Origin of the sequence: Colwellia sp. RE-S-Sl-9 (genome assembly GCF_048296855.1) — a bacterium.
Lineage (GTDB): Bacteria > Pseudomonadota > Gammaproteobacteria > Enterobacterales > Alteromonadaceae > Pseudocolwellia.
Window position 1 is genome coordinate 2,911,729 of the sequence record NZ_CP182631.1, and the last position, 21,016, is coordinate 2,932,744.

Sequence of the window (21,016 nt, forward strand, 5' to 3'; positions counted from 1 at the left end):
TCATGATAAAACATATGAAAAATAAAATAACTATTGCTGCTCTTGTTGTTACTTCAATAGTTGTGTCTGGTTGTGCTAGTAAAATTGACGAAGCACAACATCAGCAATTACTACAAAGCTTTGTGGAGCGAGCAAATATCGCTTCAGATTTGTCAGGGCATGATGAAACAAATTGGTGGTATCAATTAAATTCAGCTCAATTAAATGAACTGGTTAACGACTCTCTTGCAAAGAATTATGATTTAAAAACAAGTCAGTTACAGTTAAAAAGTGCTTTAGCTCTTTTAGGTGCCCAAAAAACAGAATACTTGCCTCAAGGTGGTTTTACCGTTTCAGCTAAGCGTACTAGCTTAGCTGACACCATAACTCGTCAATCGACTGCTAATTTAGGTATGGATTGGCAACTGGATTTATTTGGTAGAATAACAGCATTAGTAGACGCCGCTAATGCCTCTGCCATGAGTAAAGCAGAGCAGTTACGTTTACTTAAAATAGAAATCGTATCGGCTGTTGTAAAAGGTTATATAAATTACCAAGGCAATATACAAAAACAGCGAATTATTAACAATCAAATTGAAGCACTTAAACAAAGTATTGAAGTACTTAAAGTACGGGTAAATGAAGGTGTTGCTAGTGAACTTGATCTTAACAGAACCAAAGCTCAACTCAGCCAGCAGCAAGCGTTACTACCGGATATAAAATATGCTCAATATAGCGATTTATCAACTCTTGCTCTATTAACTGGTAGGCTAACTAACGAAATTTCTGTAAGTACACAGAATAATATACTCGCGAGTTCACTCACCGTAGAGATTGCTCAACCAAATAATGCAATAGCACTAAGACCTGATATAAATCAAGCCTTGTATAACTTTAGTCAGGCATACTCGTTAAGTGTATCAGCAAGCAAAGCTTTATTACCTAATATAAGTTTAAGTGGTTTTGCTGGAATTTTAGGATTAAATAACACACGATTAGTCGACACCCAACAACAGTGGCAAGTTAGCCCTCAAATTGAGTGGTCTTTATTAAGTTACCCTGCATTGCTAGCACAAAAAGAAGCACAGGAGTTTCTCAGTGAAGCCGCTTATAGCGAGTACCAACAAGTTGTACTGAAAGCGATCAATGAAAGTGAATTATCGCTGCAATTATTGGTAAAGCAAACAAACCAGCAAACATTTGCTAAAGAACGCTTTAAGCATGCAAATAATGCGTTCTTACAAGCACAAGCTATGTATCAAGAGGGACAAATCCCCTACTTAGAGTTGTTAGATGCACGACAGGATGTTTTAATAGCCGAAAAAAGTAATATTGACTCTGCCATATCATCGTTAATTGCAAAAGTAAGTACGTATCAAGCATTCAACGGTCATTGGAGTCATAAGTTAACTGTCGAACACTAGAGTTTTTTTATGCCGTCTAACAATGTAGTACAACTTGGCGATTTACCCAGCACAATGCAAGCTATTGTGCTGGAGCAACCCAATGAAGACATGAGCCTGTCTAAAATTAAGCTTCCATTACCTCAATGTGATGAAAACGAAATACTGGTAAAAGTTGAATCTGTTGGGCTAAACCCTTTAGATGCACAATTTGCTAAAACAGGTTTTTGCAAGTGGGAATATCCACATGTTTTAGGATTAGATGCTGTAGGCATTGTTGTACAAGCAAACAAAGGGTTATTTCCCAGTGTTGGCGATCGCGTTATGTGGCACTCAAGTTTGGCACAACAAGGAGTACTAAGTGAATACGCTAAAGTAGCAAATTACGCAGTATCTCTTATTCCAGAGGGTATATTGAGTAATACCGCTGCAACCATTCCCTGCTCAGGTATGTCAGCACTTATTGCTTTAGAGAAAATTCAGATCAGCGAAGGAGACACTGTTTTTATTGAAGCTGGTGCTGGTGCTGTTGGACAATTTGCCATTCAATTTGCCAAACAGCGCGGCGCAGACGTTTTTACAACCGCAGCAAAACATAATCATAAGTTAGTAAAAAAATTAGGTGCTGATGAAGTTTTTGATGCCCGCGACAAAAAACTCTGTGAAAAGATACGCGCTGTATTAGGTCCACAAGGGTTTGATGCCGTTATAGACACCATAGGTGGCGAAGCAACTGTAAGAAACATAGAGCTAATGCGCTTTTGTGGCCGTATAGCCTGTTTAAAAACCTTACCTGCTTTTGAGCCAGAACTTATGTTTAGAAAAGCGCCAAATATCAGTGTAGTATCTCTAGGTGGAGCATGGCTAGCAAATAGCCTGTGTGCACAACAACGTATGAGTTTTATGAGTAACTTATTATTAGAAAATGTCGCTAACGGTAATATTACCGTACCTGAAATATCAATCATCAACTTTGATACAGAAAGCATCTCTCATGCATTGCAAAAGCAACTTAGCGGTGGTTTTGTAGGTAAACAAATTGTAGAAATTATCTAAAATTAAGCATTTAATTTATTACGTGATAATCTTTAATTATACTAATACTACCCACGGTATAAGCCGTACCTTCTTCGATGATATTTAGTGGATCTCAAGATGTCTTTATTCCCAATAAAAACCAAGCACTGGCATCCATACAGGCACATTTAAATAACCATATATATACCCGTTATCATTCAAGATGCAGGTTTCAGTGGGAACTAAAAACAATTTAGGCACAGATTTCACGTTCCAAACGAAATCTAAGTACATACATCCATGTATGCAAGGCATTAAGTTTACGTCATGGTTATTCCCTGACTAAAGTTAATAACGAAGCATAAATTGTTTTTAGACCCATCGAAGAAGCGCTTGAGCAAAATCACTTCTTCGTTAGTGCTTTTTATAAGGGAACGACCATTATTGCAAAGCACTGCCTTGAATTGATATCGCTCAAGTGCTCTGAAATACGCATCTTGATTGGTAACGGGTATAAACACGGATTAGTGTTGCTTACAGAAATGAGAAATTTATTAGTGAGGTAGGTATTAGCTCGATTCAATGAACCGAGCTAAATTGATTGACTTATTCTTGTAAAGCTTCTTGTTCTGGGTACTTACCCAATGATAAAAACAAGAAAATAGACAGTACTAATAAACCTGCCGAAATCATTAAAATAGTGTCATATCCAAACTTATTTGCCACACCACCAAAGATAGGAGGAGCAATACCTGCGCTTACGGTGAAAAAAGCAAAAACACAGCCAAAAACAGAAGGATAGTGTTTTGAACCAAAATACTTACTTGTTAAGTAAGCTAATAAATCAAGCTCTGCTCCAGCAGCTAAACCTACTGTTAGCGCTATGATTAAAGCTACTACAGCTGAACTAGGTACATACACAAGTAACAAAATAGCGATAATAGGCATAGTGAAGAATAAGGCACCTACGGCTGGAGCCCAAAATTTGTCGACTAAAAATCCCGCAGCCATACGACCAAATATAATAGTTAACCCCATTATCGATGCAACTTGCGCAATTGTGCTGCCATCTAAATTCTTACTCAATAATATCGGTTTAAAGTTAGATAATAAGCCTACAACAACAAATACTGTAATAAACAGAACTGCACCTAATATCCAAAACTGTTTCTGCTTCATCGCTTCTGCGCGAGTCATCCCCCAACTAGGTTGTGAATTTTGCTCTGCTGTATCATTTTGCGCTTGAGTATTCGGTTTAAACAATGCAATAACTAGTGGTAGAGATAATACCAGCGCCCCCACACCTATAGCTTGATAAGCAGTACGCCATCCATATACCTCAACAATATAACTAGTTGCTTGTGGTAATATCAACGCGCCAATACCTGTACCCGTCATGGTAATACCTATGGCTTTACCTTTATGTTTTTTAAAATAATCGTTTAGTATGGTAGTCCAAATAACAGGTAATGAACCTGCACCTAGAATAGCTAATAAAGCAAAGCTTAAATACCAAAGTGGTAGAGAACCGGGATTAAAGGAAATAATAACATAACTAAGCGCATGCCCAATCAAGCCGACAATGCCCAATAACCGAACACCATATTTACCCGCTAAAGACCCCACAATAGGAGCACAAATTAATCCCATACACATCATCACGGTAAAACCAAGGAAAAACTGAGGTGTACTCCAACCAAACTCAGCTGTTACAGGGCCTACCAAAAAACCTTGAGAATAATTAGTTACTGTCACCAAACCACACATGGTGCCAAATGTCGCTGCTAATAGCGCCCCCCAACCTTTTTTAAATTCATCCATTATTGTATACACCTATTAATATTTATTTTTTTGAAGTATGTGTTAATAATTGTTCGTCAAAACATCGAATATCAATGAACGTTTAAGTATTATTATATTTAATTTATAACTAAATACTGAAAAGACAACCTAAAGCGACTAAGTGATAATGTGATGGTATATTCAAGTTAACAGAAAAAAATATACAGCGGTTATGAATATTGATCGATTCTCAAGTAAATTTGATCATCAATATTAGGGTTTGTTGAACTTTGTTGATTATTTTTTGCAAGGCATTAAGTTTACGTCATGGCTATTCTCGGTAACTGCTCCTGTGTTACCTAAATATAGGAATCTAACTAAAGTTAATAATAACAAACGCATCTATGAATTATTTTTAGCACTATCAATTAAGCACTGAACAAAATTACTTCCTTGATAACGAGTATATAACTGAAGTGTATTTAGCTTTAGTCATACAATACAGGCTCATTATTCAAGCTGTTGTCTAATTTTTGTTAATCCAATGGAAATTAATAGAGACAAAATAATATAAAGCACCTAAACTAGATTATAACTATTACAAACAAAGTCATTCATCATGAGAACTTTTATACAACTCATTAAAATTTGTTCCATTACTGCAGCCTTGTTTTTTTCTTTATCTAGCCAAGCAGGTGTTATTTCAGGATACAAGTGGGGAGATCCTACGCTAGGTACTTCAGGCGGTGAAGTTACTTGGAGTTTAATGGATGATGGTATTTCATGTTTAGGGACTTTTGAGCCAAACCCATGTACTACATCGGCTTTATCTAGTTTTATGCCGACAGGCTTTCTGACTGAAATCGAAAAAGCCTTTAGTTTATGGTCTTCTATAGCAGATATTACTTTTAAAATGATCACTGATGGTGGTGAACCTTTTGGAGCTCCTCCAGGAGCTGACATTCGTATTGGCGGCCACCTCTTCGATGGACCTTTAGGCGTTTTAGCACATGGTTATTACCCAACAGGTTCTAATGTTGCTGGAGATATCCACTTTGACACAGCAGAGGATTGGGGCATTAACAATTCAGGTTCCTTAGATCTTTTTACCGTTGCTGTTCATGAAATAGGTCATGCGATTGGTTTAGGTCATTCTCTAGATAGTTCAGCTGTAATGTATGCTTTTTATGGTGGCGCAATTAGTGATTTACATGCAGATGACATAACAACTGCACAAGCAATATACGGCCCAGCGTTGTTGGCTTCTGTACCAGAGCCAAGCTCACTCATTTTATTCATGTCTATGATAGGTTTGGTGTTAGTTAATCAACGTAAAAAAGTTAATTAACATCTCCCACAAAAAAAACAATTTATCGCTAAAGGCATATGTTAATAAAGTATGCCTTTTTATTGAGCCTCTAGCTTGTTAGTTTTTCTTAATTCAAGGAAAATTTCGCGTCAATACTCCTCTATTGCAAGTAAATTTAACGCAAAAGTTAGGAAAAATAGCTGCTAGAGAAGCATTTGTTAAGCCGAGTTCCGGTTAACTACCATTTTTACAAAATCTTACCTTAATTTTATTGAACTTAACTGTACAACTGATGTTCAATATAAAGACAACTTACTGTTATATTGTCATTTAAATGCCCTTTATGTTATCGGACAACAAATCATCTTCAACGGCCATCACTTTAATAAGGTCTACTTTATTATTTATCATTGTCGTTAGCTGCAACAGCTATGGTAAATCAGCAGCAAACATTAACTTTACCGAAACCGTGATCAGCGCTCCTTTTAAGCTTACCCATTCTGTTATGCCTATTAATATATTAAAAAATAAAGGTAAAGAGTTAATCACCTTTTCTATTGATGATTCAGGCGATCGATGGTTGATGGTTTATGCACTTAATGAACAAGCAACTTATACTGAATACTATAGAACGCCCCTGCCTAAAGATTTCTATAGTTTTGACATTTCAACTTTACAGGCAGAGCAACTGCAAACGCTTTATTTTTTATCAAGCAATAACATTTACTTATTGAACCAAGATCAAATAGACAAAAAGTCATCTTTCAAACCCATTCATGCTATTTCCTCAATGGCAAAAGGAAATAACGAGCAGTATTTAGCAAAAGGTAATTTTTTAACCCAATTAAATAACGATAAGTATGACGACATTTATATAGCTGATTTCAATCAAGTGCATGTATTGATACCAGAAGAACAAGGCTTTAAAACGTCAGTATTACCTATTCAACCTGAAACAGTTTTTACGCCACAAGAAATAACATACTTTAAAACTACCATACATTTTGGTGATGTAAATTTTGATAGCCTGCCCGATGTTATGTACATACAAAATGGACAGCTGATTTACTTTCTACAACAAGCAGATTTAACTATAAACCCTACTCCTCATTTTATTGCTATTAATAAGCTTATCAGTAGTATTGATTGGTGGAACAAGTTGGGTGCAGATGGTGAAAAACGCGATCAAAGTAACTTAAGTTACCGAAAAATAGAGCAACTTAAAGATATAAATAACGATAATATTATTGATATGGTGGTTAGGTTTACGCAAAGCGAAGGCGTTTTAAATAAAACCAACGACTACGAAGTTTACTTAGGCCAAAACATTGATAATAAACTTCACTTTTCAGAGCGCCCCGATAGCGCTATTAAAGCAGAAGGCACCTTAACAGACATACGATTTGTTGATATTAATAACGACAAAAAAGATGAAATTTTAGTGGCGGGATTTGATATTGGTTTATCTCAAATTATTGGGGCTTTGCTCTCTGGAAGCATTGATCAAGACGTTCATTTATTTTATATGGATGAAAACTTCCATTTTAATAAAAAGTCGAAAGTGAGCAAAGAAGTTCAACTAAATTTTAGCTTAAGCTCAGGTACAAGTGGCAACCCTGTAGTCACCTTATTAGATGTTAACGGAGACAAGTTACAAGACTTAATGCTGTCTGAAGACGACGATACTCTCAAAATTTACCTTGGTACTGACAACGCTCGTTTATTTGCTAAAAAGCCTCAAAAATACGAAACAGTTATACCTGATCAAGGAGAGATGTTAGCGACGAGTGATCTAAACAACGACGGTCAAGACGACATTTTAATAAAATATGGCAGAGCCGATGATAAAAAATACCACAATACTTTTCGTATTCTTATGTCTAATACCAACTAAATAAATTGAGCTATTACTAAAAATAGCTCAATAACATAATAGAAACTATGAATACTTACCTAAAGACTTCTCGCCAGTAAATAACCCTATCGTTACCGCGGTAAATACCAAATACAGCGTTAGCTTGTGGATTGAGTTGAGAACCATCTCCTTGCCAATCATATTGTAACCATGGCATAAGTATCGTCTCGTATTCTAGCTCAGCAGCTCCCCTATTACCTGCGCCTGGTGCACGTAAAACAAACTGAGTAGCCCCTTTAACAAGATCTTCAGAGGCTTTTGTTTTAACCGCCGTTGAACTAAACCCTGTTACTTTTAACTTACCTGAATCGACTGATGTACACTGATCATCTGTATTTACAATAAACTGTGTACCATCCCAATATTGAGCGAATAAGTTAATAGGTAAATCGCTTGTTTCTGGCCCAAAATTATCATTTAACGCTAAACGGCCATAACGAAGCCTGATTTGCGCAGGAGTTATAGATAAAGGTAATGATGTGGATGACTGATTTCCTGAGGTATCTGACACATTATCGCTATCTTTAACACTTTCAAGGGTAATAATATATTTAGAAGAAAATTCACCAATTTTTGAATTTGTATTTTTGGTATAAGTAAATTCATCATCTTTGTTAAAAGTATAAGTCAGAGAGCCGTGAATATCTTTATCAGCAGGGTCTTTAGAAATTGAAAGTGTACCTGCTAATGATGTTCTATCTACATCCACATTATTTATTAAATCAGCCCCTTTTTGGTCTTCATCAAGTAGTGGAAAAGTTCTCTTTATGTTGGTTTCAGAGGCCTTTAATTTTCTGTAATCAGTATGGGTATAGTTTTGAGTAATACCTCCATCCGCATTCATCGCATTAATAATGAGTTTTGGTGCAGACTGATAGGTAAATTTTTGTCCTGTATATGTAAAGTGTTGAGCACCAAGTTCGCAAGCATTTTCAAATGAACCGTTACCATTATTTGTATCTATTGATACATCAAAATGATCAGGTATAAAACGCCCTACATCGATCGCTCCACTTGACGGTATGCTTGTGTTTGCAATACCACCGTATTCAAAATCTTGAATATCGACTTTTAATAAACCAACCTCTGAATATTTTGCATCAGACTGTAACTGACCATTTTCAACTTTTAACACTATAGATTGGTAAGTAGTTGACGTTGTACTAGGGATTGCTGAGTTACTAGCACCAGAATCAAGGCTAAATTCACCATTAAAGGTATCGGTTCCCGTTGGCTCCACTCTTTGTACCGATAATTCCAGATTAGAAGAAGTATAGTTTTGAGTAATATAACTGTTATCAAAGTTAGACTGGGCTTTTGCATTATAAGCAGTCACATTAAATTTAAATGTTTTACCCGCGACTATTGTTGGAGTGCCTGAATTGGTATTGTTATTCAATGGCGTAGTATCAAGGTCTGATACTGCCGTTGTTATTCTTAACATTGCGGGGCTTACCCAAAAATTATTACTAACACCAATTAAATTAGCTCCTCCCACACCCTCACTGTACTTAGCATGTAATCGAATTTGCCCTGCATCGTCATATCTAGCATTTGGAATTATAGCTTTACCCTCATTATCAAAGGTTAACGCCACATTAGTGTAGTTGCCGTATTTTCCAATAGCGGCACTGTTAGTATAAAAAAACAGCCCCGCTGCGCCACTTGGTACCGAATTTTCTTGAGATAGACCTATATTCACCGTTTTATTATTAAAGGTGCTGACACAAGTACCATTGTTATTTTCAACGGCTTTAACATGTAAGCTCTTAGGAAAGACTTCTCCTGCTATCTGATTTTCAATCGGTGTATCGATATTATTGTTATATAAAAATTTCAATTCTGCGTCGTTAAACACCATATTACATGGCGTTGCGGCTTCACCACCAACACACTGAAAACCATTAATAGACGGGCTATTAACATCCGACGTTACCGATAATGCAACTGTTGCGAGTATTTTCTGATCAAAGCTTATTGTCGTTTTTTTAGTAAAAGTAAATGATGAACTAATCACGCCATCTATCAGGAAATTAACAGTTTTAGGTTCTTCATTAAGCCCTGATTCTGTACATAAAGCATCATTACAAGCTTTTATAGTGACGGTTTCAGCTTCACAGGTAAGCCCTAAGCCATCATGCTCTATTCGATAATGATCTGGAGTTATACTAATATCACATGGGTGAAGTACGTCCATATCATTTGCAATTGCAGAGGCGCTTTGCGCAATACGATACACGCGTAATTCATCGATAGTACCTTGAAAATATCGATCAGAATAAACCGTATTGTTGGTGCTATTAAAATCTGCGGCAACATATATGTTTTCGTCTAAATCGATAAGAACTCCTGCTACTGATGCTGAAGCGGCACTTACCCCATTAATATAAATATGTTGTTCACCATCTTTAAAAGTAAGAGCGATATGCGTCCATTGATTTAATGGTACAGCTGAACCACTAGTGAGTTGAGTATTTAGGTATTGCCACTGAATATTACCTGCACTGTTTAAGTAGATAGAAAAATCGTCGCTTTTACTAAAAATAGTACTCAAACTTGCATTATAAGATGTAGGGTTTACCCACGCTGATACGGTTATTTCGTTGAAATTACTTTGTGTGTCTGTATTAGGCGCTATAGCATATTGATCGTTTTCGTAACCGGTATAATAACAAGTACTCGTATTTGAGCCGATGTCACCGTCTTTTGCGCGTTCCGTATCGTTAAAAACAGGTGTATTTACGGGACTTAAATTAAAACCATTACCCGTTGAATCTTGCCAATTTTCTTCAAAATACCAAATACCCAGTAGTTCTTGATCAACGGTAAAATTATCAACGTTAAATACGCGTTCACCAGCGGTTGAATTATAATGCTGCCTAAACCTAAAGCGAACGCTTTCACCTTTGTAATCGGTTAGCGAGCGACTATAATTTTTATAAACAGCAGTATTATCATTTGTGCTAAAAGTTTTTAAGTAGGTCCATGTTGAAGACCCCGCCTTTTGTATTTGTAAATAAGCATAACCACCCAAGAGATTACTCTGATAGTCAAAGCTCACTTTAGGATTAACCGCACTTGCTGGAATAGGAATAAACCCATGCATATTGGCGTATTGTTCATAATGACGACGTTGATCTTCATCGTCAGGGTTATTATCTAAAAACCAATCGCCACTAGCTGCTGAACCTGTAACCGTATTTTGATCAGATATTTTCCAGTCATGCTGCGTATTCCAATGATCTCTACCATTGGTTGAAGCAGTCGATATATCTGTATCAAAGTTATTAAAATAAGGAAAAACATATTGCTCTTGAATAAGATCACCCAGCCTAAAGTTATCAACAACAAAAGCACGTTCACCAACAGTACTGTTCCAATACTGTCTAAAACGAATAATAACTTCGTCACCTTTGTATGCATCTAAATGCGCTTCAAACTTCACATATTCGTCATGATTTTTGTCTTCAACAAAGTTATACAAACCAATCCATCGAGTATCATTTTTACGACGAATCTCTAAATAAGATCCACCATCAAAATTATTTGCTTTATACCAAAAGCTTAATGTGGGTACTACGGCATCAGTTGGGATCTGAATATAATTAGCAAGAGTAATATAGTGCTGACGATGATTTTGCTGCTCTTCAAAGTTTGCATTGTTATCTATAAACCAATCCCCTTCGTAAGGGACATAATCAGTATCGTGGGCTTGTGATATCCCCCAATCACCATCATGAATAAAATCGGCACGCTCGGCTTCGGTTTCAAACGTATTTTCGTAAGGGTAACTTAAAGTAACTCTGTCATCGTCTCCAATTCTAAAATCATCAACCGTAAATACTCTTTCGCCTATGTCGGAATACCAATATTGACGGAATCGAATACGAATAGATTTACCTTTATAGGCGCTTAAATCGTAGTAATATTTAGTATATTCATCATGATTATATTGATCTGAAAAAGTAAAAAGGTGCTTCCAAGTACTTGAGCCTTTTTCTTGTATATAAACGTAAGCAAAGCCTCCGAACACATTAGCCTTGTACCAAAAACTTAACTGCGGGCTATTTGCATCAAGAGCAATGGGCACATAACCTAGCATTGAAGCAAAGAGTTCCCTATGGTTGGCTTGATCTTCATAATCGGCGTTATTATCTAAAAAATAACTACCATTTTTAGCTTTATAAACGGTGTCGTGCTCAGTAGATATATTCCAATCGCCTTGCAGATCCCAATGGTCTCTACCATTAATACTTGCGCTAGATGTTTCCGTTTCAAAATCATTAAAGTAAGGATATTCGTAATCAGGTAAATCAATTTCCCCTACTTTAAAATCATCTACACCAAATACCCGTGCGCCAGCAGTACCGTAATAATATTGTCTAAATCTAAAGCGTACTTTTTCGCCAGCATAGGCTGTTAGTGGTATTTCTTCTCGCATATAACCATCATGGTTATATATACTGGTGTAGGCGCGTAAGTAGGTCCAGTTATCATCACCTAATTTTTGAATATAAATATAAGGCTGACCATCAAATGTATTTAATAAATAGTTGAAGCTAACGACTACATTGCTGGTATCTGCGGGTAAAGGAATGTAACCAGACAATGTTGCATAGTGTTCTCTATGCGTTGCTTGATCTTCGTTATCGGCATTACCGTCTAAAAAGTAGCTGCCTGTTTTGGGATACCACTTAGTGTCATGAGTCGTTGTTACCGCCCAGTCACCTTCATTCTGCCATTCTTCTTGCTCGGCTGGTGTTTCAAAAGTATTAACATATGGATAAGGCAACTCGTCTTTAAGCTCACCAATAAATACGTTGTCAATTGAGAATACGCGCTGATGATTAGGCGCAGGACGTGTATCGGAATACCAATATTGTCTAAATCTAAAACGGACTTTCTTACCCGCGTAAGCTCCTAAAAAATATTCAAATTTAGTGTAAGGGGTATGATTAACCACTTCATTGAACGTCTTTAAATTTCGCCATGTATTTGAGCCGAACTCTTGAATTTGTACGTACCCCTGCCCACCAAATACTTTTGTGTTGTAATCAAAGCTAAGCATAGGATTTTCAGGTTTTGCTGGTAAAGTTACAAAACCATTCATGGTAGCGTAATGTTCTCGATGGTCTTTCTGATTTTCATTGTCGATATTGTTATCTAAAAAGTATTCACCACTTTCAGGTACGTAAACAGTATCATGCGCTTTTGAAACGCCCCAATCGCCAATATTATTCCATTGGTCTTGGCCATTAACGCTAGGTGTTGAAACGGGTGTTTCAAAGTCATTAAAATATGGATACCCGTAATCTTCCAGCGTAACTTCTTCAATTCTAAAATTATCGATAGCAAAAACGCGAGAACCCGTAGTTGAATAATGATACTGACGGAATCTAAAACGAACACTTTCACCACCATACGCCGCTAGAGATATTTCATCTTTGGTGTACCCAGTGCGGTTGAATTGCTCATTATAAGTTTTTAAATAGGTCCAATCACTTTGCCCCTGCTTTTGAATATAAATATAAAACTGACCATCAAAGGTATTTAGCAAGTAATCAAAACTTACCACAACATTGCTACTGTCTGCAGGAAGAGGAACATAACCAGACATTGCGGCGAAGTGCTCTCTATGATTAGCTTGATCTTCGTTATCAGCGTTATTATCTAAGAAATATGAGCCACTACTTGGATACCATCTAGAATCGTGTGCGCTAGATATATTCCAGTCACCATCAGGATACCACTGTGCTTGTTCTTCTGCCGTTTCAAAATCATTAGCATATGGGAAAGGCAGTGTTTCGGTTAATTCTCCAATAAAGAAATTATCTATTGGGAATACTCGCTGCCCAGGATCTGAATACCAATATTGCCTAAAGCGAAATCTAACTTTTTTCCCTAAATATCTCGATAAATTATATTCATATTTTGTATAAGGTGTATGGTTAAACTGATCGGTGAAGGTTTTTAAATAGGTCCAAGTGCTTGAGCCTTCTTCTTGAATTTGTAAATAGACTTGTCCATCAAAAATAGTCGATAAATAGTCAAAACTGATAATAGGATTAGCAGGCGCGGCAGGTAATTGAACAAATCCCTTCATCGTTGAATAATGCTCACGATGGTTGGCTTGATCTACATATTCAACATTATTGTCTAAAAAATAAGAGCCTTCTTTAGGTATATAATCACTATCGTGCGCTGTAGAAACACCCCAGTCACCAATATGTTGCCATTGGTCCTGCCCATTATCGGTAGGTGTTGATATTGGGGTTTCAAAATCATTGAAGTAAGGGTAAGCATATTCCTCTAAATTCGCTTGTTTAACCTGAAAATTATCTACGGTAAACACACGAGCTCCAGCATCAGAGTTCCAATACTGTCTAAACCTAAAACGTACTTTTTCGCCAGCGTATGCAGCTAACGATATCTCTTCTTGAGTGTAAGTTTTTCTATTAAATTGTTCTGTATATGTTTTTAAGGCTACCCAATTACTTTCTCCAAGTTTTTGAATATATAAGTATGCTTGCCCATTTTTAATACTTGCTAAAAAATCATAGCTAACAACAACATGACTACTGTCAGCCGGCAGCGGTATATAACCAGACATGGTTGCGTAGTGTTCTCGATGAAGCGCTTGATCTTCTTTGTCAGGATTATTATCTAAAAAATAATTTCCACTGCTAGGAAACCATTGACTATCATGGGCAGTAGAGATACCCCAATCACCATCAGGGTACCATTGTGATTTTTCGGCTACGGTTTCAAAGTCATTTGTGTAAGGGAAAGGAAGTTCGTCTGTGAGTTCACCAACAAAAATGTTATCAATAGAAAATGCTCGAGCATTTACATTATTGCTATTCCAATATTGCCTAAAACGAAAACGAACTTTTTTGCCTAAATAGTTTGATAAATGGTATTCATACTTTGTATGAGGACTATGATTCAATTGCTCATTAAAGGTTTTTAAATATGTCCATGTTGTAGAGCCATATTCTTGAATTTGTAAATAAACTTGCCCATCAAAAATATCAGATAAATAATCAAAGCTAATCATCGGATTAGCAGAGCCTGAAGGCAAAGTAATAAATCCATTCATGGTGACATAATGGTCGTGGTATTGTACTTGATTTTCATTGTTGTAATTATTATCTAAAAAATAACTGCCTTCGCTAGGAGACCATAATCCATCATGTGCTTGAGAGCTATTCCAGTTTCCTTCATAGTTAAAGTGCTCTCGCAAATTAGCGGTTTCAAAGCCGTTGGTGTATGGGTAACTGTAATCGTCTGATTGAAAATCACCAATACGAAAATCATCAACTACAAATAAGCGAGCACCTACTCCTGTATTATGATATTGGCGAAAACGAATTTGAACCGTTTGGCCTTTGTAGCTTTCTAAATTAACTTCACGCTTTGTGTATTCGTCATGATTATTTCTATCGGTATAGGTTTCTAACGTATCCCAATTAATGCCGTTTGTTGAGATCATGCTATAAATTTGGCCCGAAAATATGCCGGCTTTATAGTAGTAACTTAGTGTTGGCTGAACAGCATTAGTAGGAATATAAACGGGTTTATTCAAAGCAACGTAGTGATTACGGTGAAGTTCTTGGTCAACTTCTGACGGGTTATTATCTAGAAATTTTGAACCTGATCTAGCTTGCCAAGCGGTATGACCTGCACTACTTATTGCCCAGTCGTTATCAGGTGTCCATTCAGTGTTAGCGCCTTCAAAGTCGGTTTCGTATGGATAACTTAAACAACAATCGGGTGATTGAGCCGCTAATGCAGCTATTTCGGTAGGGGTAAGTACACCAGAATATATTCTAAAGTCGTCAATAGAACCGTCTAAATAATCATTACTACCTGTTCGTGTTCCTATACTCAGTGGCTGAGGATTAGAGCGAGCTGTTAGTGTTTCTGAACCGTTATTATCTAATACGCCATCAATGTATACCGACCACGTATTATCTGTTGCGCTTGTAACAACAGCAATATGCATCCAAGTGTTTGTAGCTGTAATGGCTGAGCTAGTACGAATACTATCATTAGTACCTGTTTTATTGATATCTAGGTACATAATATTGTCTGATTCCCAACGTATTTCCCAACCATCATCAAAGCCAAAAATACGTCTTCTAACAGGAGATTTTGGTGGAACTTTCAACCAAAAAGCAACTACACCATCAGCAGGAGGAATAAACGATGGTGAACGTACGCTGGTTTTATTGGCGCGGTTAAAGTCTAGGTAATAGTTAGGACCATTAGCAACCCACGTTGGGCTATTGAGCAATGTACCATTTCGACCATTACCACTAACGTCTGTCGTATTTTGATTAAGACCTTCAGAAAAGGTGTAGTGAAGTTGTAGGGTATAACAATTACTTGTATTTGGGGGCGAGCAAGCGGCTGCATTGGCTTGGCCACTGTATAAGGAAACGCTTATTAATATGAATACAAATAATTTCAACATCGTTAATTTAGCTTAACTCTCTTTGTGGTAAATAAACCGAATACTGTTTTCATAAACAATATCATATCCTATTATTATTGTTTTAACACTACGCCACGCTATTGCAATACTCTGTCTAAGTATAGGTTACTCATCACAATATCGGAGTTTTATGTAAAGTTATTGCAAAAGCTTAAATCTTATTCATAATCAACCCGTTCGTGTGTTATAGCCGTTACCATTCAAGAGGCTATTTCAGAGCGCTTGAATAGTAGCGGTTATATACAGCAAGAAAACAAAATTAAACGGAGTTTAGGTAGGTTGATGGAACATTATAGTTTTAAATTTTTTGTGCTTTATCTCACCTCTGTGTTTTTTATAGCTGGCTCCGCATTCGCGGCCAATGTATACAAATACAAAGATAGCGCAGGCAATTGGGTATATAGTGACAAACCACCAATTACAGATATAAAAGTAGAAACCACCCAATACACTGATACCGTAAAAAAACGCTCTCCGATAAAAATTCAAACACTTTACGATCAAGGCGTATATGAATTTGTAGTCGAGAATACCCTTTATGCGCCTATAGAAATTGAATTGACTTTTCTACACAATCAAGAAAAAAGTCGATATGTAATACCCGCTAGATTGAAAAAAATTATCTACTCAAATGTAGAACCCATGCCTAAATCCTCATATCGTTGGATAATAGGAGATCCATCTAAAGCTCCCGATAATTACAGCTATAAGCTTCCATTTTCATCAGGCTTACCTAAAAAGGTAACTCAATCATTTAATGGTCGTTTTTCTCATAATAAATCACCTAATAACTTTGCTGTAGATATTGCTATGCCAGTAGGTACATACATAACAGCAGCTCGTGATGGTACCGTGATTGAAATCAAAGATGATTACCACATGGGCGGGAAAACCGCTTATTTTTTAGATAAAGCCAACAAGATTACGATATTACATGACGACGGTACTTATGCCCTGTACGCACACATTTTATTAGGAACGGCTCAAGTAAAACTTGGTGATAAAGTTAAGGTAGGAGATGTTATTGCTCGTTCAGGTTCTTCTGGTTATTCAACGGGGCCTCACCTGCATTTTATTATTTATAAAAATGCAGGCTTTAATACGGTTTCTATTCCTTTTGTTTTTCAATCGGGCGGCCGAGCTGTTACTCCCAAACGAGGCATGATGCTGTAATATTCAGAGTAAGGTGACGCGAATTCATTAATGGGTTTATAAAACGTCTGTTAGCGCAAAACCTATTCCTAAACGCTGTTGAGAATGGTTATAGTCAATTAAACTTTCACCATAACCGTTTGTGTATTGAATGTAGCCCCGTAGCTTCCCCCATAAAGGAAAAGTTAACCCTAGCTCCATTCCACCATTGTGGGTATTAAAATTTTCATGCCCTTTAAAAGAGAATTCGTACTCTTCCCATTTGTACACGGTAGCTAACTGAAAATAGCCCATATAATCACTAATATCAGGGTTGTCGTCACCCTTGGGATCTAAATCAAACTCTTTATCACTTTCAGGAATTCGCCACCAAGGCTGAAAAGAGAACGCGAAATTATCTTTTTCAAATAAAAAATTGATGTAAGTTCTATTCCAACTACGAGATAAGCCCTGAGCTCTACCATTAGATTGATGTTCTAAACCCACAATAATTGCGGTATTACCATCAAAAGGGTGATATCTAAGTGGGCTTAAGTAAAAAACCTCGGGTTGATAATTAGTTTCTCTAAAAGGTTTAGATATACCATCTGAATATACTTGCCACCACGACTGCATAGTAAAACCAAAAAATATCCCATCATCACGCGTAAATATTTTTTGAGTATTTAACGGTACTTTAATACTGAGTTGAAATTTAGCTTCAGTATTAATTAAAGAGTCTCCCCAATCGTTTACCGTGTCATATACATCTTTATTAATATTATTGGTGTAGCTTACAGGTAATATGTAATTCATTTTATGAGGTGTTATTACATAAGGATCAAAGGCTGTACGTTTCTCACTAATAATTCTATTAGCGATCCGACCTTTTTTCATATGAGGAGGCGTAACCTCTTCCATGCTACAAATTTTCTTTATATCGTCATAGGTTAATGCTTTTTTAGCTGTTTTTATTGTACTTAAAATACACTCATCACTTACACTTTCAGCTAATAAGTCAAATGAAAATAAAGTTAAATAAACTAAAACGGAAAGTTGATAACATTTGTTTAATGGATAATATATCGAATGCATCTAAACACTTTTAAATGAAATGGCGAGATAGATATTGTAGTAGAAGCTTTTACACTAATAAAGGTGATATTTTAAATACGCTAACAACATAAACTAAAAATAGGAATTACCATGGGATTTAAAGTAGAAATCAACTCCATTCTCCGCTCTGACAACTACCCTGAATTAGTACTAGGGCAAACCTATCCATTTGAAAAACAAGGTAGCAGAATATTTTTTGATAGCATTCCTGTATGGCTAACGCGTAATGATTGGACCGCTCAAGCAGAAATCAGCATTATTAGCCAAACATTAGAAAACCATACCCTAAAAGGCACTTTTAGGGTGGATTATATTTATCAAGCACCTGAACAACTTGCAGTGACCAAAATGTTCGTGCGTATGTATGGTGGCTTAAGCGATCCCTATATTTACTTATTATCGTCTCAGCAAGAATACGACAACGCGTTAAGCCAAGGAACATTTATGCGAGACTCTATAAAGTCGGAAGGATTTATTCATGCCGCGCCTAAAGACCAATTAACGCGCATTGCTAATAAATATTACAAAGAAACAATCAACCCACTTATTTTAGTTGTTGATAAAAATAAAATAACCGCAGAAGTTAAATGGGAGCCCGCAACGGGTGGCCTATATCCTCACATTTATGGACCACTAAATGTCGACGCAATAAAAACCTCTCAACCTATTGCCCTTAAGAATAACGGAGAGTACCTTTTATAAAACATAATTAACGGCCGTTTTACGAGTAAAACAAACTTTTTAAACCATTGAAAAAAATCAATTTATTGATATTATGGGTATTACTAATGAAGTTGGTATAATAATAAAGTTAACCCAGTCGCTACAAGCTCAGGTTAAGCATCTAAAAGGACACATTTCATGGTGAAAAAGGAAAAGCTCATCTCCTTGCTTAGAGGGATTTTAAATGCGTCACCCGATCTAATTTTTGCAAAAGATACCTCATTTACCTACATAGCCTGTAATGATGCCTTTGGTGAACTTATACAAAAAAAGCCTGATGAAATTATTGGTTTCACCGATGAAGAGTTATTTAGCAATTCAGAACAAATCACTCGCTTAAGAGAAACTGATCAAAAAATAGTTTCTGAAAAAAAAATCATTCGCGTTGAAGAATGGGCCACCTACCCTGATGGAAGAAGAGTTCTCTTAGACACCTTAAAAACCCCTTTTTATGATCATGACGGTAACTTAATTGGCTTATTAGGGGTATGTAGAGACATCACCGAAAAGCTTGAAGCTGAACAAGCGCTACTTGCCGCAAAAGAAAAAGCTGAAACCGCAACTGCAGCTAAATCAGACTTTTTAGCGCGTATGAGTCATGAAATACGCACACCGATGAATGCGGTTATTGGTTTAAGTCATATTATTTTAAGAACAGATTTAACTCCTCAACAAAAAGATTATGTTGAAAAAATACTGTGCTCAGGAGAGTCGTTATTAAATTTAATTAACGATATTCTAGATTTCTCTAAAATTGAAGCGGGTAAATTATCTATCGAAGAAAGCCCCTTTGATTTACACGAATTAATTAATCGCTCTGTCAATTTAAGTGCTATGGCGGCTCATACTAAAGGTTTAGAGCTTATTACCGCAATAGATCCTGCTATACCAAATACTTTATCTGGCGACCCACTCAGGTTACAACAAATTATTGTTAACCTAATGAGTAATGCCGTTAAATTTACCGAGCAAGGCTCTGTATTTTTAAATATAACAATAAAAAAAATAACCGCCTCTCACCTAACGTTACAGTTTGCTGTTACCGACACCGGTATAGGCATGACAGAAAAGCAACAAGAAAACTTATTTGAATCATTCAATCAAGCTGACGATTCAATAACTAGAAAGTACGGTGGTACTGGTTTAGGGCTGGCAATATCTAAACAATTAACCGAATTAATGGGTGGCGATATTTGGTTAACAAGCCAAATGAATATGGGTAGTACCTTTTATTTCACCAGTGAAATGAAAATAGTTGATATGCCGTCATTACAAGCCATCAGAATTAAACAAGATTTTTCATATCTTAAAGTACTTATTGTAGATGACATGTCTCTCGCTAGAACCGTTCTAGCAAATACATTAGAAGAGTGTGGTATTTATGCAGAGCAATCGAATAATGGTTTTGACGCAATAAAAAAAGTGCAACAAGCCCACAATCAAGGACATCCCTTCGATCTCATACTCATGGATTGGCGAATGCCAAACATGGACGGAATTGAAACCTCTCAACGTATTGCTGAATTAGCACTTATCAATTCACCCCATATTTTAATGGTATCGGCTTACGATAAAGATGCCGCCAAATTTAAAGCAATAAATAACAATGTGGATATTCATCGCTTTCTTGAAAAACCCGTTAATCATCAAGCCTTGTATAGCGCATTAAATGATATTTGTTCAATTCAAACTCCACAAACAAACGCTCAACCTGCATATCAAGACGAGGTTGAAAACTTCTCAAATGCAACCATATTGCTTGTTGAAGATGATGCAATGAACCAACTAGTAGCAACCACCTTTTTGGCTGACACTAAGGCTACTGTAGAAATAGCAACCGATGGATTTGAAGCGATAGAAAAAATTAAAATAACGTCGTACGATTTGATTTTTATGGATATTCAAATGCCGATTATGGATGGATTAACCGCGACTCGATTTATTAGAGAAGAATTAAAATTAACAAACATTCCTATTATTGCAATGTCGGCCCACGCAATGGAACAAGACATTGAAAAAAGTAAAAACGTAGGTATGAACGAACACATAACAAAACCGATAGATCCCAAAAGTTTATTGAGCATGTTAAAAAAATACATCAAATAGAATTTGCTAAACCAGTAAATATATAACATAACTAAATA

At 36.4% G+C, this 21,016-nt stretch carries 10 protein-coding genes; 7 read left to right on the top strand and 3 right to left on the bottom strand.

Going from position 1 to position 21,016, the window contains the following annotated elements:
* Positions 1 to 2 precede the first annotated feature (2 nt).
* Positions 3 to 1,403: a TolC family protein gene (locus ACM9HF_RS12590; protein WP_473608864.1), complete on the top strand. Its 1,401-nt coding sequence runs from the start codon at positions 3 to 5 to the stop codon at positions 1,401 to 1,403.
* Positions 1,404 to 1,412: 9 nt separating this feature from the next.
* Positions 1,413 to 2,438: a zinc-binding dehydrogenase gene (locus ACM9HF_RS12595; RefSeq protein WP_473608868.1), complete on the top strand. Its 1,026-nt coding sequence runs from the start codon at positions 1,413 to 1,415 to the stop codon at positions 2,436 to 2,438.
* Between the two features lie 567 nt (positions 2,439 to 3,005).
* Here the strand turns inward: ACM9HF_RS12595 and ACM9HF_RS12600 are convergent.
* Complete coding sequence (locus ACM9HF_RS12600) at positions 3,006 to 4,220, bottom strand: MFS transporter (RefSeq protein ID WP_473608872.1); 1,215 nt, start codon at positions 4,218 to 4,220, stop codon at positions 3,006 to 3,008.
* A 580-nt stretch (positions 4,221 to 4,800) separates the two neighbouring features.
* Here ACM9HF_RS12600 and ACM9HF_RS12605 point away from each other — a divergent pair.
* Positions 4,801 to 5,529 (top strand): matrixin family metalloprotease, encoded by a 729-nt coding sequence (locus tag ACM9HF_RS12605; RefSeq protein WP_473608876.1) that lies wholly within the window; start codon positions 4,801 to 4,803, stop codon positions 5,527 to 5,529.
* 304 nt (positions 5,530 to 5,833) lie between these two features.
* Positions 5,834 to 7,384, top strand: a complete 1,551-nt coding sequence (locus ACM9HF_RS12610) for an FG-GAP repeat domain-containing protein (protein ID WP_473608881.1) — start codon at positions 5,834 to 5,836, stop codon at positions 7,382 to 7,384.
* Positions 7,385 to 7,439: 55 nt separating this feature from the next.
* Here the strand turns inward: ACM9HF_RS12610 and ACM9HF_RS12615 are convergent, their stop codons facing one another.
* Positions 7,440 to 15,881, bottom strand: a complete 8,442-nt coding sequence (locus ACM9HF_RS12615; protein ID WP_473608885.1) for a LamG-like jellyroll fold domain-containing protein — start codon at positions 15,879 to 15,881, stop codon at positions 7,440 to 7,442.
* A gap of 303 nt (positions 15,882 to 16,184) precedes the next feature.
* On the opposite strand from ACM9HF_RS12615, the gene ACM9HF_RS12620 reads away from it, so the two are divergent.
* Positions 16,185 to 17,075 (top strand): peptidoglycan DD-metalloendopeptidase family protein, encoded by an 891-nt coding sequence (locus ACM9HF_RS12620; RefSeq protein WP_473608888.1) that lies wholly within the window; start codon positions 16,185 to 16,187, stop codon positions 17,073 to 17,075.
* Positions 17,076 to 17,111: 36 nt separating this feature from the next.
* Here the strand turns inward: ACM9HF_RS12620 and ACM9HF_RS12625 are convergent, their stop codons facing one another.
* A complete protein-coding gene (locus tag ACM9HF_RS12625) occupies positions 17,112 to 18,128 on the bottom strand; it encodes a phospholipase A (protein WP_473608892.1) in 1,017 nt (338 codons plus the stop codon).
* Positions 18,129 to 18,239: 111 nt separating this feature from the next.
* On the opposite strand from ACM9HF_RS12625, the gene ACM9HF_RS12630 reads away from it, so the two are divergent.
* The gene (locus ACM9HF_RS12630; RefSeq protein WP_473608895.1) at positions 18,240 to 18,851 is read left to right on the top strand and encodes a DUF952 domain-containing protein; all 612 of its coding nucleotides are present in this window, start codon (positions 18,240 to 18,242) and stop codon (positions 18,849 to 18,851) included.
* 159 nt (positions 18,852 to 19,010) lie between these two features.
* Positions 19,011 to 20,978, top strand: a complete 1,968-nt coding sequence (locus tag ACM9HF_RS12635; RefSeq protein WP_473608898.1) for a PAS domain-containing hybrid sensor histidine kinase/response regulator — start codon at positions 19,011 to 19,013, stop codon at positions 20,976 to 20,978.
* Positions 20,979 to 21,016: the final 38 nt, after the last annotated feature.